Origin of the sequence: Nocardia sp. NPDC050435 (assembly GCF_040655395.1) — a bacterium.
In the GTDB taxonomy this organism is placed as follows: Bacteria; Actinomycetota; Actinomycetes; order Mycobacteriales; family Mycobacteriaceae; genus Nocardia.
In genome coordinates, this window is sequence record NZ_JBFAJW010000012.1 from 192783 (window position 1) to 209129 (window position 16347).

The following is a 16347-nucleotide window of genomic DNA, read 5'->3' on the forward strand; positions in this document are numbered from 1 at the left end:
GCCGGTGTGACTCCGCGTGTTATCTGGCGCGAGCGTACCCCGGAGTGCGGCTGTGGAAACCGCTTTCGCCGGTCGCGGGTGGATCGAGAATCGGTTCGCCGAGCCCGACCCGGCGTTGCACGCGCCGCATCCACTCCGGCGCCCACCAGCAGCGGTCGCCGAGCAACTGCATGACGGCGGGGACCAGAAGCATGCGCAGCAGGGTGGCGTCGATGAACAACGCGGCGATCATGCCGAAGGCGATGTACTGCATCATGACCAGGTCGGAGAAGGCGAAGGCGCCGGTGACGACGAGCAGGATGAGCGCGGCCGCGGTGATGATGCCGCCGGTCTGTGCCGTGCCGATGCGGATGGCGTCGGTGGTGCTCGCGCCCAGCGCCCGGGCTTCGACCATGCGGGAGATGAGGAAGACCTCGTAGTCGGTGGAGAGCCCGTAGATGATCGCGATGATGAGGACGAGCACGTTGGACTGGATCGGTTGCGGCGTGAAGTTGAGGAGCCCGGCGAGGTGGCCGTCGACGAAGATCCAGGTGAGGATGCCGAGGGTGGAGCCGAGTCCGAGTGCGCTCATCAGGGCGGCCTTGATCGGCAGAATCAGGGAGCCGAAGGTCAGGAACATCAGCACGGTGGTGAGGAACAGGACGAGGGCGACCATCACCGGAATCCGGTACAGCAGTGCGTCGATGCTGTCCTTCTGCATGGCGGGCATGCCGCCGACGAGCATGGTGACATCGTCGGGGACGTCCATCCGGCGCAGGTAGTCGATGGTGGTGCCGGCTTGGTCGGAGTCGACGAGCAGGGTGCTGGTGCGGTAGACGCCGCGTTCGCGGGTGGAGGAGGAGGGGATCTTGAAGTTCTCGGTGAGCCCGGGTGCGGCGTTGGCCTGTTTGACCAGGGTGCCGATCGCGCGGGGGTTGTCGGAGACGAAGACGAGTTCGAGGGGGTCGGAACGTTTTTGGTCGAAGGCGGTGTCGATGGCTTCCTGGGCGAGCCGGGTCGGGTTGTCGGGTGGGAGGTAGCGTTCGCTGAAGCCGCCGAAGATGAGGTTGCCGACGGGCACGGTCAGGAACAGCAGCAGCAGGCACAGGGGTACGGCGAGTTTGCGGGGGTGGCGCTGGACCCAGGCGGTGGAGCGTTCCCAGCGGGTGTTCTCGGGGCTGCGGGCTTTGCGGAATCGTTCGAAGCCGAGCAGGTCGACGCGGGGGCCGAGGATGGCGAGGATGGCGGGCAGCACGGTGACGGCGGTGAGCGCGGCGAGGGAGACGGTGGCGATCGCGCCGTAGGCCATGGATTTCAGGAAGGCCTGCGGGAAGATCAGCATGCCGCCGAGGCTGACGATGATCATGGTGGCCGAGAACAGGACGGTGCGGCCGGCGGTCTGGACGGTGCGCCGCACGGCGGCCTGGGTGTCGTGTCCGGCGGCGAGTTCTTCGCGGAAGCGGCTGACGATGAACAGTCCGTAGTCGATGGCCAGGCCGAGTCCGATCATGGTGACGATCGGTTCGACGAAGGAGTTCACCTCGGTGAAGGTGGCGACGAAGCGCACCACGCCGTTGGCGCCGAGCATGGTGAGGCCGCCGACGATGAGGGGCAGGGCGGCCGCGACGACGCCGCCGAAGATGAAGAACAGCAGGATGGCGACGGCGGGCAGGGCGAGGATTTCGACGCGGTGGATGTCTTCGGCCATCTTGTCGTTGAGGGTGCCCGCGAGGGGTTGCAGCCCGGCGACCTGGACGTCGATGCCGGGAATCGTGAAGGCGTCCTTGACATTGCGGTAACTGCGCATGATGTCGGTGTCGTTGTCGCCGCGCAGGGCGATGAGAGCGATGGCCTGGGTTTTGTCGGGGGTGGCTGCGGCCGCGCCGGTGAGGGTCGCGGTGACGCCGGGCCAGTAGGCGGCGTTGATGCCGCCGATGTAGCGGGGGTGTTCGCGCGGCAGGCGATTGAGGCTGTCGGTGATGGTGCGGCTGAATTCGGGGTCGTCGACGGTGGTGCCGGCGGGTGCGGTGTAGAGGACGGCGACGTCGAATTCGTGGCTGCGTCCGAAGGCGCGGTCGGCGATGCGCGCGGCTTGCGCGGATTCGGAGCCGTTGTCGAACATGCCGCCGCCGCTGAGGTGTTCGTCGAGGTCGGCGCCGTAGGCGCCGAGGGCGAGCAGTGCGCCGGTGACGAGGGCGAGGACGAGGAATCGGAGCCGGGTGACCAGGGCGCCCCAGCGCGCGAACATCAGCGGGTTCCGGTGCGGGTGGAGGGGACTGCCGTGCTGAATCTCGCGGAGCCGTTGCGCATCCCACCAAAGGTACCGATTTCGGTGGGGGTGCGGTGTGTGGGTTTCGCCGGGGGCCGTGGCCGCGGCACGGCCCCCGGGGCGGAGTCGGGTCAGCCGCGGAACCACATGGGGCGCAACAGGGGACCGTCTTCGGGGAGTTGGATCAGGTCGCCTTCGAGGTCGAAGCCGCAGCGGGCGTAGAGGCGCGCGGAGCGTTCGGTGGAGGCTTCGAGGTAGGCGGGCAGGCCCGCGTCGGCGGCGGCTTTGGCGCGTTCGGTGACGATGGCCGCGCCGGCGCCTTTGCCGCGGTGCTGCGGCAGGGTGGCGATGACCTGCAGGTAGCGGTGTGGCTGGTCGGTGGGGTGGGTTTGCGCGAGCAGGGTGGTCAGGGCGCGCAGGCGGCGCATGGGCGGCACGGGGGCCTGTTCGTACATCGCGCGGGTTTCGGCGACGGCGCGGTCGAGGCGTTGGTGGTCGCGCACGGTCTGCCAGATCGAGACGGCCCAGATCTCGTCACCGGATTCGGCGATCCAGACTTCGTCTTCGTGCAGAGCTTGTTCGAGCATGGCGGGGGCGTGCTGGGTGCGGTAGAGCTCGGCGATGTCGGGGTGGTCGCGCACGATCCAGCGGCATACTTCCTCGTCGGCGCTGGCCTCGGCGAAGACGGGGCCGACGACGGGGAATTCGTCGAGTTCCGCGCGGCGGACTTTCAGCTGTGTATCCATCTGTGCAACCTCCCGGTGTGAACGGTGTCTTCGGAAGCCACGGTAGGGCGGTGTCGACGCGCTTACGACAATTTCGTCACACTGGATGTCGTGACGAAAAGGGAACTTCCCGGCTGTGTGGTGTGCGGTGTCGAGGTGGCCCGGCCGGCGCGGGGCCGGCGGCGGCGGTATTGCTCGCGGTCGTGTCAGGCGCGGGCGTATCGCGCGCGGCGGCAGTCGGCGGCGCCGCGGCGTACGCCGCCGCGGCGGTTGACGACGGTGGCGATCGTGCGTGCGGCGGTCGCGCTGGCCGATGCGGAGGGTTTGGAGGGGTTGTCGATGCGCCGGCTGGCGACCGAGCTGGGTGTGGCGACGGCGGGCCTGTATCGGCATTTCCCGGATCGGGATACGTTGCTCTCGGAGATGGCGGAGTTGACGATGGCCGAGATTCCGCCGCCGGCAACGACTTCGGCGGGTTGGCGGGAGGCGTTGCTGTACGAGGCGCGGGGGGAGTGGCAGTTGTATCGGCGGCATCCGTGGATGCTGCCGGTGCTCGCGCAGACGCGTCCGCCGGTGGGGCCGACGCTGCTGGATTCGCTGGAGCGGCCGTTCGCGGCGGTGCATCGGCCGGGGATGGCGCGCGAGACGGTGCTGACGGTGTGTTTGTCGGTGTCGAGCCTGGTGCAGGGGCTGGCGTTGCTGGTGACCTCGGAGGATCGTCCGCTGGGTTTGCGGTCTTCGGCCGAGCAGGTGGCGGCGCTGGTGAGTCCGGAGGATTATCCGACGCTGGTGCAGATTTTCGACGGCGGGGCCGCGGGGTTGGATCTGGATCTGGATCGGTTGATGGAGGCCAGTGTGGCGTTGCTGTGCGACGGGATCGCGGCGCGCTTTTTTCCGGCGGACTTCCAGCCTTGACTTTCCTGTCAGGAAAGTGGAGTCTTACTTTCCAGATAGGAAAGTGAGGAGGCGTCATGGACAACATCACTCCCGACCAGGCCCGCGCCGCTCTGGACGCGGCCGACCGCGCCCGTGAGCAGGTGGCCGAGGAGGTCGGACTGCCGCGCGGTTACTGGTGGGCGATGGCCGCGGGCTGGCTGGCGCTGGGCGCGATCGGCCAGTTCGGGCCGTGGTGGCTGGTCGTGGCCGCCACCATCGCCTTCGGCGCGGGGCACGCGGCCTTGGCCGCGCGCCTGCTCGACGGCCGCCGCCGCACCGGTCGGTTGCAGGTCAGCGTCGCCGTGGCCGGGCGCCGGGCGGCGCTGGTCGTGATCGGCATACTGATCGCGCTCGTCGCGCTCACCGTCGCGGCCGCGCTGGCCCTGGACGCCGACGGCGCCGTGCACGCCGGGCTGTGGGCCGCGGTGCTGGTGGCCGCGATCACCGGGTTCGGCGGTCCGGAGATCCTGCGCACGCTGCGCCGGCGGGTGCGGGCGTGAGCGTGGCGCGCTTCGACGAGCTGATTCATCCCAGCACCCGACTCGGGCTGGTCGCGACGCTGGCGGCGGCCGACTGGGCCGAATTCGCCTATCTCAAGGACAGATCGGGGTTGTCGGACTCGGCGTTGTCCAAGCAGCTCGCCACCCTCGAGGGTGCGGGCTATGTGAGCACCGAACGCCGCCTGGAGGGCAGCCGCCGCCGGGTGCGGGCCCGGTTGACCGCGCTCGGGCGCGAAGCGTTCGAGGGGCACATCGCGGCGCTGCGGGAGATCGTCGCCGGCGCGGCCGGCGGCGATCAGCCGCGACCCAGGTAGGGCATGCCGGTCGCCATCACCGTCAGGAACGGGATGTTGGTGCTCAGCGGCAGGTCGATGGTGTGCGCGACCAGGGTGGCGACGTCGGCGGCGGCCATGGTGGGTTCGGGGCGCACGCTGCCGTCGGCTTGGAGAGCGCCCGCCGCGATGCCGGCGGTGAGTTCGGTGGCCGCGTTGCCGATGTCGATCTGGCCGACCGCGATGTCGTGGTCGCGGCCTTCCAGGGCAAGGGCTTTGGTGAGGCCGGTAATGGCGTGCTTGCTGGCGGCGTAGGCGACGGTGTGCGGGCGCGGGGTGTGCGCGGAGATCGATCCGTTGTTGATGATGCGGCCGCCGCGCGGTCGCTGCGCGCGCATCAGCCGGAACGCGGCCTGGGCGCACAGGAACGATCCGGTGAGATTGGTGTCGATCACCGCCCGCCACTGCTGCACGGGCACGTCCTCGACGGGCAGGGTCGGTCCGAAGATGCCGGCGTTGTTGACCAGGACGTCGAGCCGGCCCCACCGGGCGCTGATCTGCTCGAACAGGGCGGAGACCGCGTCGGGGTCGGTGACGTCGGCCGCGATCGGGGTGACGGTGCCAGGTCCCGGTGCGGCGGTGACGGTCTCGGCGAGGGTCGCGGTGGTGCGGCCCGTGGCGACGACGTGGTGGCCGGCCGCGGTGAGGGCGACGGTGACGGCGCGACCCAGCCCGGATCCGGCGCCGGTGACTAGGACGATTTTCGAGGTGGACACCAGCCGAGGGTAGTGGGTGCGCGCGGCGACGTTTTCGGCGAGTTGCTCCGGCGTGTCGCGGTTTCGGCGGTTGGCCGTCGCTGGCAAGCTGGCAGAAATTCGCTCGCGCGATACCCCCGACTTCAGGAGAACTCGGCTATGCGTCGTTTGCGTTCGATTCGTCTGGCCGCTGCCGCGGCCACCACCGCTCTGCTGGTGCTCGGGGGCGGTCCGGCCGCCGCCGAGGCGCCCGCGCTGGACTGGCCCGCCGCGGCCCGCCAGTTGCGCGCGGTCGCCGACCCGGCCGCCGCGCAGGCCATCGACCGGTTGCTCGCCGGGCAGGCGTTGCCCGGCCGCGCGCCGGCGGCGCTGCCCGCGCAGCCGTTCCAATACCCGGCCCAGTCCGATATCGGCCGGGGTGCGGGCCCGGGTGTCTACGGGTCCGGGATCGCGCTGGACACCGACGGTTTCCGGTTCGGCTTCTTCGGCGGCCCCGGCACCATCTCGCCGAATCAGGCGGGCGCGAAACTCGAGGTGGTCTGGTACAACCTGTCCAACGGTCGCAGCGGCACCGAGGTGCTCACCGAGCACAACGACGTTCCGGTCGACACCACCATTCGCAGCCGTGTGCTCGACACCGGCCGCGGCATGATCGTCGCCGCGGTCTACGGCTCGCTGTGGCACCGCTGGTCGGTTCCGGTCAGCGACGCCCATCCCGACGGTTTCCAGTACCAGCTGGGCGTCATCTCCGTCCCGTCCTTCGGTGCGGTCTACAACTGACCTGCCACGCAGCGGCGGCCGCGCGAATTCTCGTGCGGCCGCCGCTGTTCGGTTCAGCTGACCAGGGTCAGGAACTCCTCGAGGCTGATCTTCTCGTCCTTGTTCAGGTCGGCCTTCTCCAGGATGGACAGCGCCGCCCGCTTGGCCGCCTCGGTCGAAAAACCGTACGCCTCAACGGCTTGCACGTACTCGTCGAGGGTGATGAAGCCGTCGCTGTTCACATCGACCTTCCCGAACACCGCCTTGGCCTCGGCAACGGTGAACCCACCCATAACCCACTCCTTCTTTCGCACCCGACTTCCGAGCTAGCCACCGGAGTATCGCACCTTCTCGCGGGCGCGAATCCGCAGGGCGGGGCGAGTCAGTCGAACGCCACCGCGCCGTGTACCGGGCGCCGACGGTGCTCGACCGGATCCCGCACCGGCCACTCACTCTGGCTGACGAGTAGGCAACCGCCGCAATCGAACCCGTGGATCGCGTGCCGGAATCGCGTGCCCGCGTGACAGTATTCGCTCATGACTTCCGCGCGAAGACAAACCGCGGTGCGCCGCGCGGTGCGTTCGATCGTGCTGCTCTGTTGCGCGGCGACATTGCTGTGCCTGGTGCTGCTGGGGCTGGGATACGGGGCGTTGCTGCTGTTCGTGTACCACGCCTCGCCGTACTGACCGGGTCTTCAGCCCACGGCGGCGAGGTACTCGCCGTAGAACAGCATCAGGCCGATGGCGGCGGAGATGCCGGCGATGAGCCAGAAGCGGATGGTGACCGTCGTTTCGGCCCATTTGCTGAGTTCGAAGTGGTGGTGGAACGGCGCCATCTTGAACAGGCGGTTGCCGGTGGTGCGGAACACGACGATCTGCAGCAGCACCGAGAGGATCTCGGCGAAGAACAGCGCGCCGACGACGGCCATGAGCAGTTCGGTGCGGGTGGTGATCGACAGTCCGGCCAGCAGCCCGCCTAGGGCCAGCGCGCCGGTGTCGCCCATGATGATCTTGGCGGGTGCGGCGTTCCACCACAGGAATCCGACACACGCGCCGACTCCGGCCGCGCACACCACCGCCAGATCCAGCGGGTCGCGCACGTTGTAGCAGCCCACGGCCGGGGTGGTGGCGCAGGCGTTGGTGTACTGCCAGAAGGTGATGACGACGTAGGCGCCCAGCGCGAAGCTCATCGATCCGGCGGCCAGCCCGTCCAGGCCGTCGGTGAGATTGACCGCGTTGGACCAGGCGACGACGAGAAAACAGGTCAGCAGCAGGAAGACGAGCGCGCCGAAGGTCACCATGCTGTAATCGCGCACATAGGACAGATGCTGGGCGGCGGGGGTGAGCCCGGTGCTGTCGGGGAAGCGCAGCGCGAGCACGCCGAAGACCACCGCCGCCCCGAGCTGGCCGATGTACTTGCCGGTCGCGGTCAGCCCGAGGTTGCGCTTCTTGCGCAGTTTGATCGAGTCGTCCAGGAATCCGACGACGCCGAGCGCGGTCGCGAGCCCGAGCACGAGCAGCCCCGAGGCCGAGGGCGCCTCGACGTCGTAGCGGATCCCGGCCAGATGCGACCCGAGGTAGCCGGCCCAGATCCCGGCCAGAATCGCGATCCCGCCCATGGTCGGCGTGCCGCGTTTGGCCTGATGACTACTGGGGCCGTCGACCCGGATCTCCTGGCCGATGCGCCGGGTCGTGAACAGCTTGATCAGCACCGGCGTGAGCGTGATCGACACCGCCAGCGCAATCGACGCCGCGAAAAGAATCTGCCTCATCCGCCCCCACCACCTGACCAACCGACCGATACCGCAGCCAGGCTAACCGAACGCGCCCGGCCCGGGCCGGGCGGTGGCCCCGAACAGTGCTGCCGCCGAATCGTTTCCGGGCCGCGCGAGCGGCCGCGGACTAGACTCGGTCGCGTGCCACGCCGCCACTCGGGACTGTCATGAAAGCCGTCGTCTACGACCGCTACGGCGGCCCGGAGGTGCTCTCGGTCGCGCAGGTGCCGGTGCCCGCGCCCGGGCCGAAACAGGTACTCGTGCAAGTCCACGCGACCTCGCTCAACCTCTCGGATTGGGAGACGCTGCGCGGGACGCCGCTGTATTCGCGCCTCGGTGGCCTGCGCGCTCCACGGCGGCCGATTCTGGGGTCCGATATCGCCGGGCGGGTCGAGGCGGTCGGTGCCGAGGTGACGCAATTCGCGCCCGGCGACGCGGTGTACGGGGACAATCTCATGCTCAAGGGCGGGTTCGCGGAGTACGCCGTCGCGCCGGAGTCGGCGTTGGCGCACAAGCCCGCGGAGTTGAGTTTCGCCGAGGCTTCGGCCCTGCCGCAGGCCGCGGCGATCGCGGTGCAGGGCACGGCCGGGATCGAGGCGGGGATGTCGGTGCTGATCAACGGCGCGGGCGGCGGATCGGGCATGTTCGCGATCCAGCTGGCCAAGAACGCCGGAGCGCGGGTCACCGGGGTGGACAACGCCGCCAAACTGGCGTTCATGCAGGGGCTGGGCGCCGACGCGGTCCTGGACTACCGCGTCGAGGATTTCACCCGCACCGGTCCCCACGACCGCGTCCTGGATCTCGTTGCCTACCGGTCGGTGTTCGCCTATCGCCGTGCGGTCGCGCGCGGCGGCCGCTACCGCTGCGTCGGCGGCACGACCCGCGCCTTGCTGCGCATGACCACCCTGGGCGTGCTGACGGGTCTGGTGACCGGGCGCGGGCTGGGCGTGCTCGCGGTCAAGGAGGGCCCCGCGCACTTCACGCCGCTGGCCCGCGAATGCGTGGCGGGCCGGGTCGCGATCCACATCGACCGCGAGTTCGAGCTGGAGGAGACCGCGGCCGCGCTGGCCCATGTCGGGGCGGGGCGCGCCCTGGGCAAGGTGGTGGTCCGGGTCCGCTGAGTGATCAGCGGAGGCCGTGCCGGCGGCCCGAGGGCGGGGCCGCCGGCGGGTCCGCGACTACTCCGCGTAGCGCTGATCCTTGCCGCGGGCGCTGTAGCCGAGGCTCCAGATGTAGCCGTCGGGGTCGGCGAAGGTGGCGCCGTAGCCGCCCCACGGCAGCGCGCCGGCGGGTTTGAGGACGGTGGCGCCGGCCTTCTCGGCCTCGGCGAGAACCTCGTCGACGCGGGCCTCGCTGCGCACGACGTAGGTCAGGACGACGCCGCTGAACCCTGTGCCGTCCGGGCTGGTGCCCACCTGCTGGGCCAGGCCCTCGCGGCCGTAGAAGCCGACGGGGCTGGCGCCGTCGGACTCGAAGAAGACCGAGACGCCGTAGTCGTTCTCGATCTTCCAGCCCAGGCCGTCGGTGTAGAAACGCTTGGCCCGCTCCATATCCCGGACGCTGAGCAGGATCGAGCTCACGTGGGCTTTCATGATGGTTCTCCTCTGTCGGATGTGCTGGGTGCTGCCGGAGACCGGCGGATCGGCGAGCGCGGATGTCACATCGGCGGCCGTCGACCGGTCAATGGGTATGACAGGCCCGGACGAAGGAATGTGACGGATGCACGAGCAGGACTGGTTGGGCGCACGATTCGCCGAACATCGGAGCCACTTGCACGCGGTGGCCTACCGGATGCTCGGCACCACCGCCGAGGCCGAGGATGCGGTGCAGGAGGCGTGGCTGCGCGTGGGCCGCGCCGACACCAGCGCGGTCGAGAATCTCGCCGGGTGGCTGACCACGGTCGTGGCGCGGGTCTGCCTGAACCTGCTCGAGGCGCGCCGCGCCCGGCGCGAGGACACCGCCGGCGCGCTCCCACCCGAACCCGACCGGCCCCGCCCGGCCCTGCGTCCGGTCGTGCCCGAAGACGAAGCGCTGCTGGCCGATTCGGTCGGCGTCGCGCTGCTGGTGGTGCTGGACACCCTCACCCCGGCCGAACGGCTCGCTTTCGTCCTGCACGACGTGTTCGCGGTGTCGTTCGCCGAGATCGCGGCCATCCTGGACCGCACCCCGGCCGCGACCCGGCAACTGGCAAGCCGCGCCCGGCGCCGGGTGCAGGGCGCGGCGGCGGCGTCGGAGGCGGGACGCTCGCCCAAGCGCGAGATCGTCGAGGCGTTCCTGGCCGCTTCGCGCGCCGGGGATTTCGCTGCGCTGCTCGACCTGCTCGATCCCGATGCCGTCGCCCTCGAGATCCGCGGCGCGCACGAGGTGGCGGCGTTCTTCGCGGGCCGGGCCCGGGGGGCGCGGGTGGCGTTGGTCCAGGGCGTTCCGGCGGCGGTGTGGTGGCATCGGGGCGGGCCGAAAGCGGTCATCGAGTTCACTGTGCGCGCCGGCAAGATCACTGCCCTGGCCATCGACACCGATCGGCGGCGGCTGGCCGGACTGGACATCGTCGTGCTGCCGGTCGCGGCGCGATGAGCCCTCGCCTGACCGCGTGCACGCTGGTCGTCCACGATCTGCGCGCCGCCCTCGACTTCTACTGCCGCGTCCTGGGATTCACCCTGCACGAGACACGCCCGGCGACCGCGAGCCTCGGCCCGCCCGCCCAGCCGGACCTGCGGATCCTGCTGCACGCCCCCGCCGCGGACCCGCAGATCCCCGCGCACACCCGCCACGCCCTCCGCCGCGCGTACGCCTCGGGCCTGCTCGACAGCCGCCTGGTCTTCCACACCGACTCCTGCGCAGCCACTTTCGAACGCCTGGAAGCCGCGGGCGCGGAGGTCGCGCAGGAACCGATCGCCAGACCCGGCGTCCGCGACTGCGCCTTCTTCGACCCCTCCGGCAACCTGCTGCGCTTCACCGAGCGGCTCTGGACGAGCGCGATTCCAGGGCTCGCAACCCGGGCGGCGGTAGGGTGGGGCGTCGGGGCGAACGCGGAGACGGAGGGCGAATGGCGAGTACGAAACAGCGGGTTGTCGGCGGCTCGGTTCTGCTCGCGAGCGTGGCCACGATGGTGACGCTGGCGGCGGGTCCGGCGGCGGCCGAACCGCGCGATTGCACGCTCGAGCGGTGGTGGAGTGGTGCGGCCGCGCACTGCGGCGGAGAAGGCACCTACATTCTGGAAGTCGACTGTTTCGGGGTGAGCGTGTCCGGCGGGCAGCCGATGGGGCCGTACTACAAGTCGGTCACCGGCCACACCGACCCGGCCAGGGATCCGATCTTCACCCACCCGCGACGCGACTGCATGAACCCGCTCACCCTCGGCCAGATCGGCATCGCGACCGGCGCGCGTATCACCGAGGTGCCGACCCGCCCGGCACCGTCCAACGCCTACGAATAGCAGTTCCCCGCAACGCGTTTCAACCGACCGTGCTGCGCTGTTCTGATCCCCTGCCGCGCCGTGAACGCCGAGTTCAGGGCAGCGCGGGCGTCCGGCCGCGCACCTCGGCCATGTGGTCGGCCGGTGTCCACGCATCGCGCCACTGCGGCACCTCGAGTCCGGTCTCGGCGACGCCCAGATCGTCACGGGCCGCGATGCTGAAGTCCTTGCGCAGGCGGTATGCCTCGCGGATGATCAGCAGCCAATCCGCCTCGCCCGCGAGGTCGCCATCACCACCCGCTAAGCGTGCCCAACAGCTGGGAGAGCCTGGACGCTGGTCAGCCGAGAACGAGGAAAAGGATTGCGGCCAAGGGGATTCCGAGGCCGGAGATGAGGGCGCCGTAGGCCAGGTCGCGGCTGTTGCGGTCGGTTGCGGGGATGCGGGTGAGGGCGAACAGTGCCAGGGGGACGGCGAGGAAGAAGGCGCCGAGGAGGCCGAGGCCCCAGGCGACGGCGGCGGCGATGTTGGTCTTGGGTGCCGGTGGGTTGCCGTCGCCGCCGGTGGTGATCTCGCGGGTCAGCTGGTCGAGCATGTGTCTGGTCCTCCTGGTCGCCGCCCATGTGAAACCACCATGACTCCCCGGCGGCGTGCCCTGGCGAAACCTTATACCGAACAACGGGTTTCGGCCGCATTCGGTGGAACGTCAGTCGCGCTGCTGGTCGCGTTTGATCTTGCGCCACCCGCCCGCGCGGTTGTTGGCGATGATCTCTCGGAACATGGCGATCAGCGCGGGAGCGTTGATGGTCTCGCCTTCGCGGAAGGCGACGGTGCGGGCGGTCTTGTTGTCGTGGCCGGCGGTGATGATGCCGTGCGGGTCGGCCACGATCGCCCCGTCGTAGAGGAAGACGTTGACGTGGGTCTTCGCGGCCAGCAGGGCGCAGATGTTGCCCTCGAGCACGAAGTAGGGGCGCACGGTGCGCTTGATGGTTTCCTCGACCTCGGGGTCGGCCTCGTGGACGAGGTCGCGGACTTGCCGGCAGATGGCCTGCTGCCACTCGGGCAGGGCGTCGATATAGGCGTCGACGCGGGGATCGGCGACATAGCTCATCGGTGGTCCTTCGGGGTGCGGTGGGCTCCACGACGAGCGTGTCACACGCCGGGGCGCCAGGGACGCAGGCGCGGCTGATCAGTGGGTTCCGGCGAACGCCACGCTCGTCCCGACCCCGATGATCAGCACGCCGCCCGTGCTGCCGATCGCCTCGAGGCGGCGTGGGGAGCGCGCGAACCAGGAGCGCGCCGTCGCCGCCAGCAGCGCCCACGTGCCGTCCGAGAGCGTCTGGATGATCAGGAACAGCACGCCCAGCACCAGCAGTTGCAGCGGCACCGCGCCGGCCTCGGGCGCGGCGAACTGTGGCAGCACCGCGCCGAAGAACACGATCGTCTTCGGATTGGTCGCCCCGACCACGAAACCCTGCCGCAGCACCCGCCGGTCACCGACCTGCGGGATCTCGGCCCGCAGCGCCGCCCCGAGCTGCTTGCGATGCCGAATCGTGCTGACGCCCAGATAGATCAGATACCCCGCGCCGATCACCTTCACGATCGTGAACAGCAGCGCCGAGGCCATCAGCACCGCGCCCAGGCCCAGCGCGACCGCCGTCAACGGCACCAGCGATCCGGCCACGGTGCCCAGCACCGACAGCACCGCCGAGCGCCGCCCCATGGTCAGCGCGCGCCCGATGGCGAAGAGCACGTTCGGGCCCGGAATGATGATGATGACGAACGCGGCGACCGCGAAGGCGGCCACGTGGGACGCGGGGACCATCGAGGCAGCATAATCCGTTGGTGCGCGCCGGATCCCGAGAATCCGGCGGTCCGCGCCGAATACCGCGGGCACGGCGTGGAGCCACCGGGCAGCGCGCTATGGCGGGCCGCACCGAGCGGCGTCGTGTCCGGGCTATCTTTTCGGCTAGCGCGCTCCGGCGATCGCCGGAGCGATCACCGCCTCGGCGAGACGGCGATGCGACTCCAGCCGCGCGGCGCGATCGAAGGTACTGGTGTGCACCAGGATTTCCTCGGCGCCCGTGCGCGCGACCAGCCGTTCCAGTTCCGGCAGCACCGTGTCCTCGGTGCCGTGGATGTGCCCGCGCAGCGACTCCTCGAACAGCCCGCGCTGCCGGTCGGTCATGGGCTCGCGGGCGATCTGGGCGGGGGAGACCAGCGGCGGGAATTCGCCGCGGGTGCGGGAGTAGGCCGCCGACCACGCTTCGGGCAGCAGCAGCCGGTGCGCTTGTTCCCGGCTGTCGGCCAGGACGACGGAGGCCGAGACGATCACATACGGTTCCTCGCGTCCGGGCGCGGGCCGGAAGTCTGTGCGGTACTGCTCGATCGCGGCGACCATGGCGTCCTCGCCGCCGGCGGCCACGATCACCAGCGGCAGGCCGAAACGGGCCGCGCGTTCGGCGCCGGAGCCCACGGCCAGCAGGAACGCGGGCACGGTCAAACCCTCGGCGGGCCAGGCGTGCACGCCCGCGCGGCCGACGCTGAGATAGTCGAGCAGTTCGGTGAGCTGGGCGTCGAAGTCGCCGGCGTCCTGCTTGCCGTGCCCGAGGGCGCGGCGCACGCCGTCGGTGAACCCGACCGAGCGCCCGAGCCCCATATCGATGCGGCCGGGGAACAGCGATTCCAGCGTGCCGAACTGCTCGGCGACCACCAGCGGCTGATGATTGGGCAGCATCACCCCGCCGGTCCCGATCCGGATCCGATCGGTGACCGCGGCGATCGCCGCGGCCAGCACCGTCGGCGCGGAACCGGCGACCCCGGGCACGCTGTGATGCTCGGACACCCAGAAGCGGTGGTATCCCCAGCGCTCGGCGAGCCGGGCGAACTCCACGGTCTCGCGCAGCGCCTCGGGATGCGACTGCCCCTGACGCACCCGGGAGCGATCCAGGATCGAGAAGCGGGTCTGCGTCAACGGTGTGCTCATACCCATGCCAACGTGCTCGGCGCGGGTTGATTCCTGGCGTGGCGGCTGCGGCGAGCTCTCAGCTGGTCGGGGCGGCCGCTGCGAACACCGGCGCGACCGCGCGACGATGACGCAGCCGGCCGCGAACACCCAGCGCCAACGGGACCAGGACGGTGAGGAAACCGGATACCGGCTCGAAGACGAGACCGAACACGGTGAGCCCGGCGAGTGCGGCCAGGATCGGCGCGGGCAGGTAACCGCGGGCGCGCTCCACCTCGAGCGCGGCCAGGCCGAACCCGACAGCGGCGACGCCGAACGCGGTGAACCAGAAGGCGAGTTCGCCCTGTTCGGTGCCGTTCACCCAGACCACGACACCGAGGGCGGTGTGGACCGAACCGATAAAGGTGAGCAACGCGCCGGCCAGCGGGAACCTAGTTTTTGAATCCATATTCATAAACTGTGCCCTAAGCTGACCCGCGTGGCAAGACCCCGGCAGTTCACCGACGACCAGATCCTCGACGCCGCCCGCGACCTGCTCGCCGACCCGGCGACCATCCGCCCGGGCATCGCCGCGATCGGTCGCGCCGCGGGCGTGCACACCGGGTCGATCTACGTGCGCTTCGCCTCCCGCGAGGAATTGCTAGCCCGGCTGTGGCTGCGTTCGATCCGCCGCTTCCATGCCGGGTTCAACGCCGCGCTCGCGGGGCCCGATCCGCTGCTGGCCGCGGCGATCTTCCTGACCCGCTACTGCCGCGACCATCCCACCGAAGCCCGCGCGATGAAGATGTTCCGTCGCGAGGACCTGCTCGAGGTGGGTCCCGAGGACCTGCGCGCCGACATCGCCACGGTCAACGACGTGATGAACCAGACGCTGCGCGCCGCCGTCGCCACCGAATTCGGTGTGGCCGACGAGCGGCACATGGCGATCGCGACCGCCGCGGTCAAAGCCATTCCCTACGGCATGGTCCGCGAGTTCATCGCCGTCGCCGCACCCATTCCGGACTGGGTCGACGAGGTCGTCACCACCGCGACCGCCGCGGTGGTGACCGAACTGCGCGCGCAACGGTAAGCGGCTCAGACCGGTTGCGGCGCGCGCCAGGCGTCGGCGTGTTCGGCCGCGTAGGCGGCCAGCGAACGCGCCGGGTGCCCGGTGAGACGTTCGACGGTGTCGGTGACCGGCGCGTTGACGCCCGCGCGGATCAGCTCGAACAGTCCGAGCTGCCAGGTGATCGCGGCCTCGTCCGCGCCGGCCGCGCGCAGGTGGCCCGCGAACTCCTGCGGGCTCAGCGCGTGGTAGCCCAGCTCCCGGCCCGCGGCTTCGCCGAGGATTCGCAAAGCCGCTGTGTGGCTGAGGGATTCGGGGCCGGTGAGGACATAGGTCGCCCCGGCGTGCCCCTCGGCGGTCAGCGCCAGCGCCGCCACCTCGGCGATGTCGCGGGTGTCGACGAAGGCCAGGGCGGCCTGGGCCGCGGGCAGGGCGAGGGTTGCGCTCGCGCTCAGTTGCGGGGCGAACCCTTCGCCGAAGTTCTGCTGGAACCAGTTGGGCCGCAGGATCGTCCACTGTTTGCCCGAGGCGCGCACATCGGCCTCCCAGCCGGCCATCGGCACCGTCTCGGGCAGTGACCCCGAGCCCAGCACCGAGAGCAGCACCACCCGCCGGACCTCGGGCGCGGCGGCGAGGAGTTCGCGCACCAGGACCGCGGCGTCCGGTTCGGCGTAGGGGCCGACGATGTAGAGGCCCGCCACGTCGCGCAGCGCCTGCTGCCAGGTGCCGCGGTCGGCCCAATCGAATCGGACCGGCTGCACGCCCGGGCGGGCCGGGGCGGGATTGCGGCTGGCCGCACGGACTTTCGCGCCGCGCGCCAGCAGCGCGTCGACCACCGGTCGTCCGGTCTTGCCGGTCGCGCCGAGTACCAGAACAGTCATTGTCGTTCTCCTTGCCGGTTGTGTTCGTTGCTACTGCGATAAATCTATGGCCCGTAATCCGGACTACCAATGCT

Annotated in this window: 22 protein-coding genes; 10 read left to right on the forward strand and 12 right to left on the reverse strand. The window is 70.3% G+C overall.

Features of this window, described 5'->3' with window-relative positions; translation table 11 throughout:
- Nucleotides 1–19 precede the first annotated feature (19 nt).
- Together AB0I43_RS32485 and AB0I43_RS32490 are read right to left on the reverse strand one after the other, a co-directional pair.
- Nucleotides 20–2227, reverse strand: a complete 2208-nt coding sequence (locus AB0I43_RS32485) for an MMPL family transporter (protein WP_357433195.1) — start codon at nt 2225–2227, stop codon at nt 20–22.
- 152 nt (nt 2228–2379) lie between these two features.
- Nucleotides 2380–2994, reverse strand: coding sequence for a GNAT family N-acetyltransferase (locus AB0I43_RS32490; RefSeq protein WP_356976497.1), 615 nt, complete (start codon nt 2992–2994; stop codon nt 2380–2382).
- 258 nt (nt 2995–3252) lie between these two features.
- On the opposite strand from AB0I43_RS32490, the gene AB0I43_RS32495 reads away from it, so the two are divergent.
- From AB0I43_RS32495 to AB0I43_RS32505, 3 genes are read left to right on the forward strand one after another with little or no spacing between them, the layout of a single operon-like run.
- Nucleotides 3253–3888, forward strand: a complete 636-nt coding sequence (locus AB0I43_RS32495) for a TetR/AcrR family transcriptional regulator (RefSeq protein ID WP_357433196.1) — start codon at nt 3253–3255, stop codon at nt 3886–3888.
- 56 nt (nt 3889–3944) lie between these two features.
- Nucleotides 3945–4409 (forward strand): hypothetical protein, encoded by a 465-nt coding sequence (locus tag AB0I43_RS32500; protein ID WP_357433198.1) that lies wholly within the window; start codon nt 3945–3947, stop codon nt 4407–4409.
- Nucleotides 4406–4723, forward strand: coding sequence for a transcriptional regulator (locus tag AB0I43_RS32505; RefSeq protein WP_356976503.1), 318 nt, complete (start codon nt 4406–4408; stop codon nt 4721–4723). The genes AB0I43_RS32500 and AB0I43_RS32505 overlap by 4 nt, the downstream gene beginning before the upstream one ends.
- Here AB0I43_RS32505 and AB0I43_RS32510 read toward each other — a convergent pair.
- Nucleotides 4705–5460: an SDR family oxidoreductase gene (locus AB0I43_RS32510; protein ID WP_356976624.1), complete on the reverse strand. Its 756-nt coding sequence runs from the start codon at nt 5458–5460 to the stop codon at nt 4705–4707. The genes AB0I43_RS32505 and AB0I43_RS32510 overlap by 19 nt on opposite strands.
- A 135-nt stretch (nt 5461–5595) precedes the next feature.
- On the opposite strand from AB0I43_RS32510, the gene AB0I43_RS32515 reads away from it, so the two are divergent.
- A complete protein-coding gene (locus AB0I43_RS32515; protein ID WP_357433200.1) occupies nt 5596–6216 on the forward strand; it encodes a hypothetical protein in 621 nt (206 codons plus the stop codon).
- A gap of 53 nt (nt 6217–6269) precedes the next feature.
- Here the strand turns inward: AB0I43_RS32515 and AB0I43_RS32520 are convergent, their stop codons facing one another.
- A complete protein-coding gene (locus AB0I43_RS32520; RefSeq protein ID WP_356976507.1) occupies nt 6270–6488 on the reverse strand; it encodes an EF-hand domain-containing protein in 219 nt (72 codons plus the stop codon).
- Nucleotides 6489–6731: 243 nt separating this feature from the next.
- On the opposite strand from AB0I43_RS32520, the gene AB0I43_RS32525 reads away from it, so the two are divergent.
- The gene (locus AB0I43_RS32525; protein WP_357433202.1) at nt 6732–6881 is read left to right on the forward strand and encodes a hypothetical protein; all 150 of its coding nucleotides are present in this window, start codon (nt 6732–6734) and stop codon (nt 6879–6881) included.
- An 8-nt stretch (nt 6882–6889) separates the two neighbouring features.
- Here AB0I43_RS32525 and mraY read toward each other — a convergent pair whose 3' ends face one another.
- Nucleotides 6890–7966 (reverse strand): phospho-N-acetylmuramoyl-pentapeptide-transferase, encoded by a 1077-nt coding sequence (gene mraY / locus AB0I43_RS32530; RefSeq protein WP_357433204.1) that lies wholly within the window; start codon nt 7964–7966, stop codon nt 6890–6892.
- Between the two features lie 170 nt (nt 7967–8136).
- Here mraY and AB0I43_RS32535 point away from each other — a divergent pair, with 170 nt between their 5' ends.
- Entirely contained in the window at nt 8137–9090 is a 954-nt protein-coding gene (locus AB0I43_RS32535; protein ID WP_357433206.1) for an NAD(P)-dependent alcohol dehydrogenase, read from the forward strand.
- 57 nt (nt 9091–9147) lie between these two features.
- On the opposite strand, the gene AB0I43_RS32540 is transcribed toward AB0I43_RS32535, so the two are convergent.
- Nucleotides 9148–9561, reverse strand: a complete 414-nt coding sequence (locus tag AB0I43_RS32540; protein WP_357433208.1) for a VOC family protein — start codon at nt 9559–9561, stop codon at nt 9148–9150.
- Between the two features lie 127 nt (nt 9562–9688).
- On the opposite strand from AB0I43_RS32540, the gene AB0I43_RS32545 reads away from it, so the two are divergent.
- From AB0I43_RS32545 to AB0I43_RS32555, 3 genes are read left to right on the forward strand one after another with little or no spacing between them, the layout of a single operon-like run.
- The gene (locus AB0I43_RS32545) at nt 9689–10543 is read left to right on the forward strand and encodes a sigma-70 family RNA polymerase sigma factor (protein ID WP_357433210.1); all 855 of its coding nucleotides are present in this window, start codon (nt 9689–9691) and stop codon (nt 10541–10543) included.
- Nucleotides 10540–11082 (forward strand): VOC family protein, encoded by a 543-nt coding sequence (locus tag AB0I43_RS32550; protein WP_357433212.1) that lies wholly within the window; start codon nt 10540–10542, stop codon nt 11080–11082. The genes AB0I43_RS32545 and AB0I43_RS32550 overlap by 4 nt, the downstream gene beginning before the upstream one ends.
- Nucleotides 11067–11405, forward strand: a complete 339-nt coding sequence (locus tag AB0I43_RS32555) for a hypothetical protein (protein ID WP_357433213.1) — start codon at nt 11067–11069, stop codon at nt 11403–11405. Before AB0I43_RS32550 ends, AB0I43_RS32555 begins: the two co-directional genes overlap by 16 nt.
- 317 nt (nt 11406–11722) lie before the next feature.
- Here AB0I43_RS32555 and AB0I43_RS32560 read toward each other — a convergent pair whose 3' ends face one another.
- From AB0I43_RS32560 to AB0I43_RS32580, 5 genes are all read right to left on the reverse strand, one after another.
- Complete coding sequence (locus AB0I43_RS32560; protein WP_357433215.1) at nt 11723–11977, reverse strand: hypothetical protein; 255 nt, start codon at nt 11975–11977, stop codon at nt 11723–11725.
- 111 nt (nt 11978–12088) lie between these two features.
- Complete coding sequence (locus AB0I43_RS32565) at nt 12089–12493, reverse strand: DUF1801 domain-containing protein (protein WP_357433217.1); 405 nt, start codon at nt 12491–12493, stop codon at nt 12089–12091.
- Nucleotides 12494–12571: 78 nt separating this feature from the next.
- Nucleotides 12572–13207, reverse strand: a complete 636-nt coding sequence (locus tag AB0I43_RS32570; protein WP_357433219.1) for a LysE family translocator — start codon at nt 13205–13207, stop codon at nt 12572–12574.
- Between the two features lie 144 nt (nt 13208–13351).
- Entirely contained in the window at nt 13352–14368 is a 1017-nt protein-coding gene (locus tag AB0I43_RS32575; RefSeq protein ID WP_357433221.1) for an LLM class flavin-dependent oxidoreductase, read from the reverse strand.
- Nucleotides 14369–14426: 58 nt separating this feature from the next.
- On the reverse strand, nt 14427–14795 hold the full coding sequence (locus tag AB0I43_RS32580) for a DUF6463 family protein (RefSeq protein WP_356976528.1): 369 nt from the start codon (nt 14793–14795) through the stop codon (nt 14427–14429).
- A 30-nt stretch (nt 14796–14825) separates the two neighbouring features.
- On the opposite strand from AB0I43_RS32580, the gene AB0I43_RS32585 reads away from it, so the two are divergent.
- A complete protein-coding gene (locus AB0I43_RS32585; protein WP_356976529.1) occupies nt 14826–15416 on the forward strand; it encodes a TetR/AcrR family transcriptional regulator in 591 nt (196 codons plus the stop codon).
- A gap of 5 nt (nt 15417–15421) precedes the next feature.
- Here the strand turns inward: AB0I43_RS32585 and AB0I43_RS32590 are convergent, their stop codons facing one another.
- Nucleotides 15422–16273, reverse strand: a complete 852-nt coding sequence (locus AB0I43_RS32590; RefSeq protein ID WP_356976531.1) for an NAD(P)H-binding protein — start codon at nt 16271–16273, stop codon at nt 15422–15424.
- Nucleotides 16274–16347: the final 74 nt, after the last annotated feature.

Excerpts from the sequence above, each read along its gene's own strand:
- AB0I43_RS32570 (WP_357433219.1), bottom strand. The coding sequence starts at position 13,207 with ATGGTCCCCGCGTCCCACGTGGCCGCCTTCGCGGTCGCCGCGTTCGTC.
- AB0I43_RS32540 (WP_357433208.1), bottom strand. The coding sequence starts at position 9,561 with ATGAAAGCCCACGTGAGCTCGATCCTGCTCAGCGTCCGGGATATGGAG.
- AB0I43_RS32515 (WP_357433200.1), top strand. The coding sequence starts at position 5,596 with ATGCGTCGTTTGCGTTCGATTCGTCTGGCCGCTGCCGCGGCCACCACC.
- AB0I43_RS32565 (WP_357433217.1), bottom strand. The coding sequence starts at position 12,493 with ATGAGCTATGTCGCCGATCCCCGCGTCGACGCCTATATCGACGCCCTG.
- AB0I43_RS32550 (WP_357433212.1), top strand. The coding sequence starts at position 10,540 with ATGAGCCCTCGCCTGACCGCGTGCACGCTGGTCGTCCACGATCTGCGC.
- AB0I43_RS32525 (WP_357433202.1), top strand. The coding sequence starts at position 6,732 with ATGACTTCCGCGCGAAGACAAACCGCGGTGCGCCGCGCGGTGCGTTCG.
- AB0I43_RS32575 (WP_357433221.1), bottom strand. The coding sequence starts at position 14,368 with ATGAGCACACCGTTGACGCAGACCCGCTTCTCGATCCTGGATCGCTCC.
- AB0I43_RS32490 (WP_356976497.1), bottom strand. The coding sequence starts at position 2,994 with ATGGATACACAGCTGAAAGTCCGCCGCGCGGAACTCGACGAATTCCCC.
- AB0I43_RS32500 (WP_357433198.1), top strand. The coding sequence starts at position 3,945 with ATGGACAACATCACTCCCGACCAGGCCCGCGCCGCTCTGGACGCGGCC.
- AB0I43_RS32520 (WP_356976507.1), bottom strand. The coding sequence starts at position 6,488 with ATGGGTGGGTTCACCGTTGCCGAGGCCAAGGCGGTGTTCGGGAAGGTC.
- AB0I43_RS32590 (WP_356976531.1), bottom strand. The coding sequence starts at position 16,273 with ATGACTGTTCTGGTACTCGGCGCGACCGGCAAGACCGGACGACCGGTG.
- AB0I43_RS32580 (WP_356976528.1), bottom strand. The coding sequence starts at position 14,795 with ATGGATTCAAAAACTAGGTTCCCGCTGGCCGGCGCGTTGCTCACCTTT.
- AB0I43_RS32485 (WP_357433195.1), bottom strand. The coding sequence starts at position 2,227 with ATGTTCGCGCGCTGGGGCGCCCTGGTCACCCGGCTCCGATTCCTCGTC.
- AB0I43_RS32535 (WP_357433206.1), top strand. The coding sequence starts at position 8,137 with ATGAAAGCCGTCGTCTACGACCGCTACGGCGGCCCGGAGGTGCTCTCG.
- mraY (WP_357433204.1), bottom strand. The coding sequence starts at position 7,966 with ATGAGGCAGATTCTTTTCGCGGCGTCGATTGCGCTGGCGGTGTCGATC.
- AB0I43_RS32560 (WP_357433215.1), bottom strand. The coding sequence starts at position 11,977 with ATGCTCGACCAGCTGACCCGCGAGATCACCACCGGCGGCGACGGCAAC.
- AB0I43_RS32545 (WP_357433210.1), top strand. The coding sequence starts at position 9,689 with ATGCACGAGCAGGACTGGTTGGGCGCACGATTCGCCGAACATCGGAGC.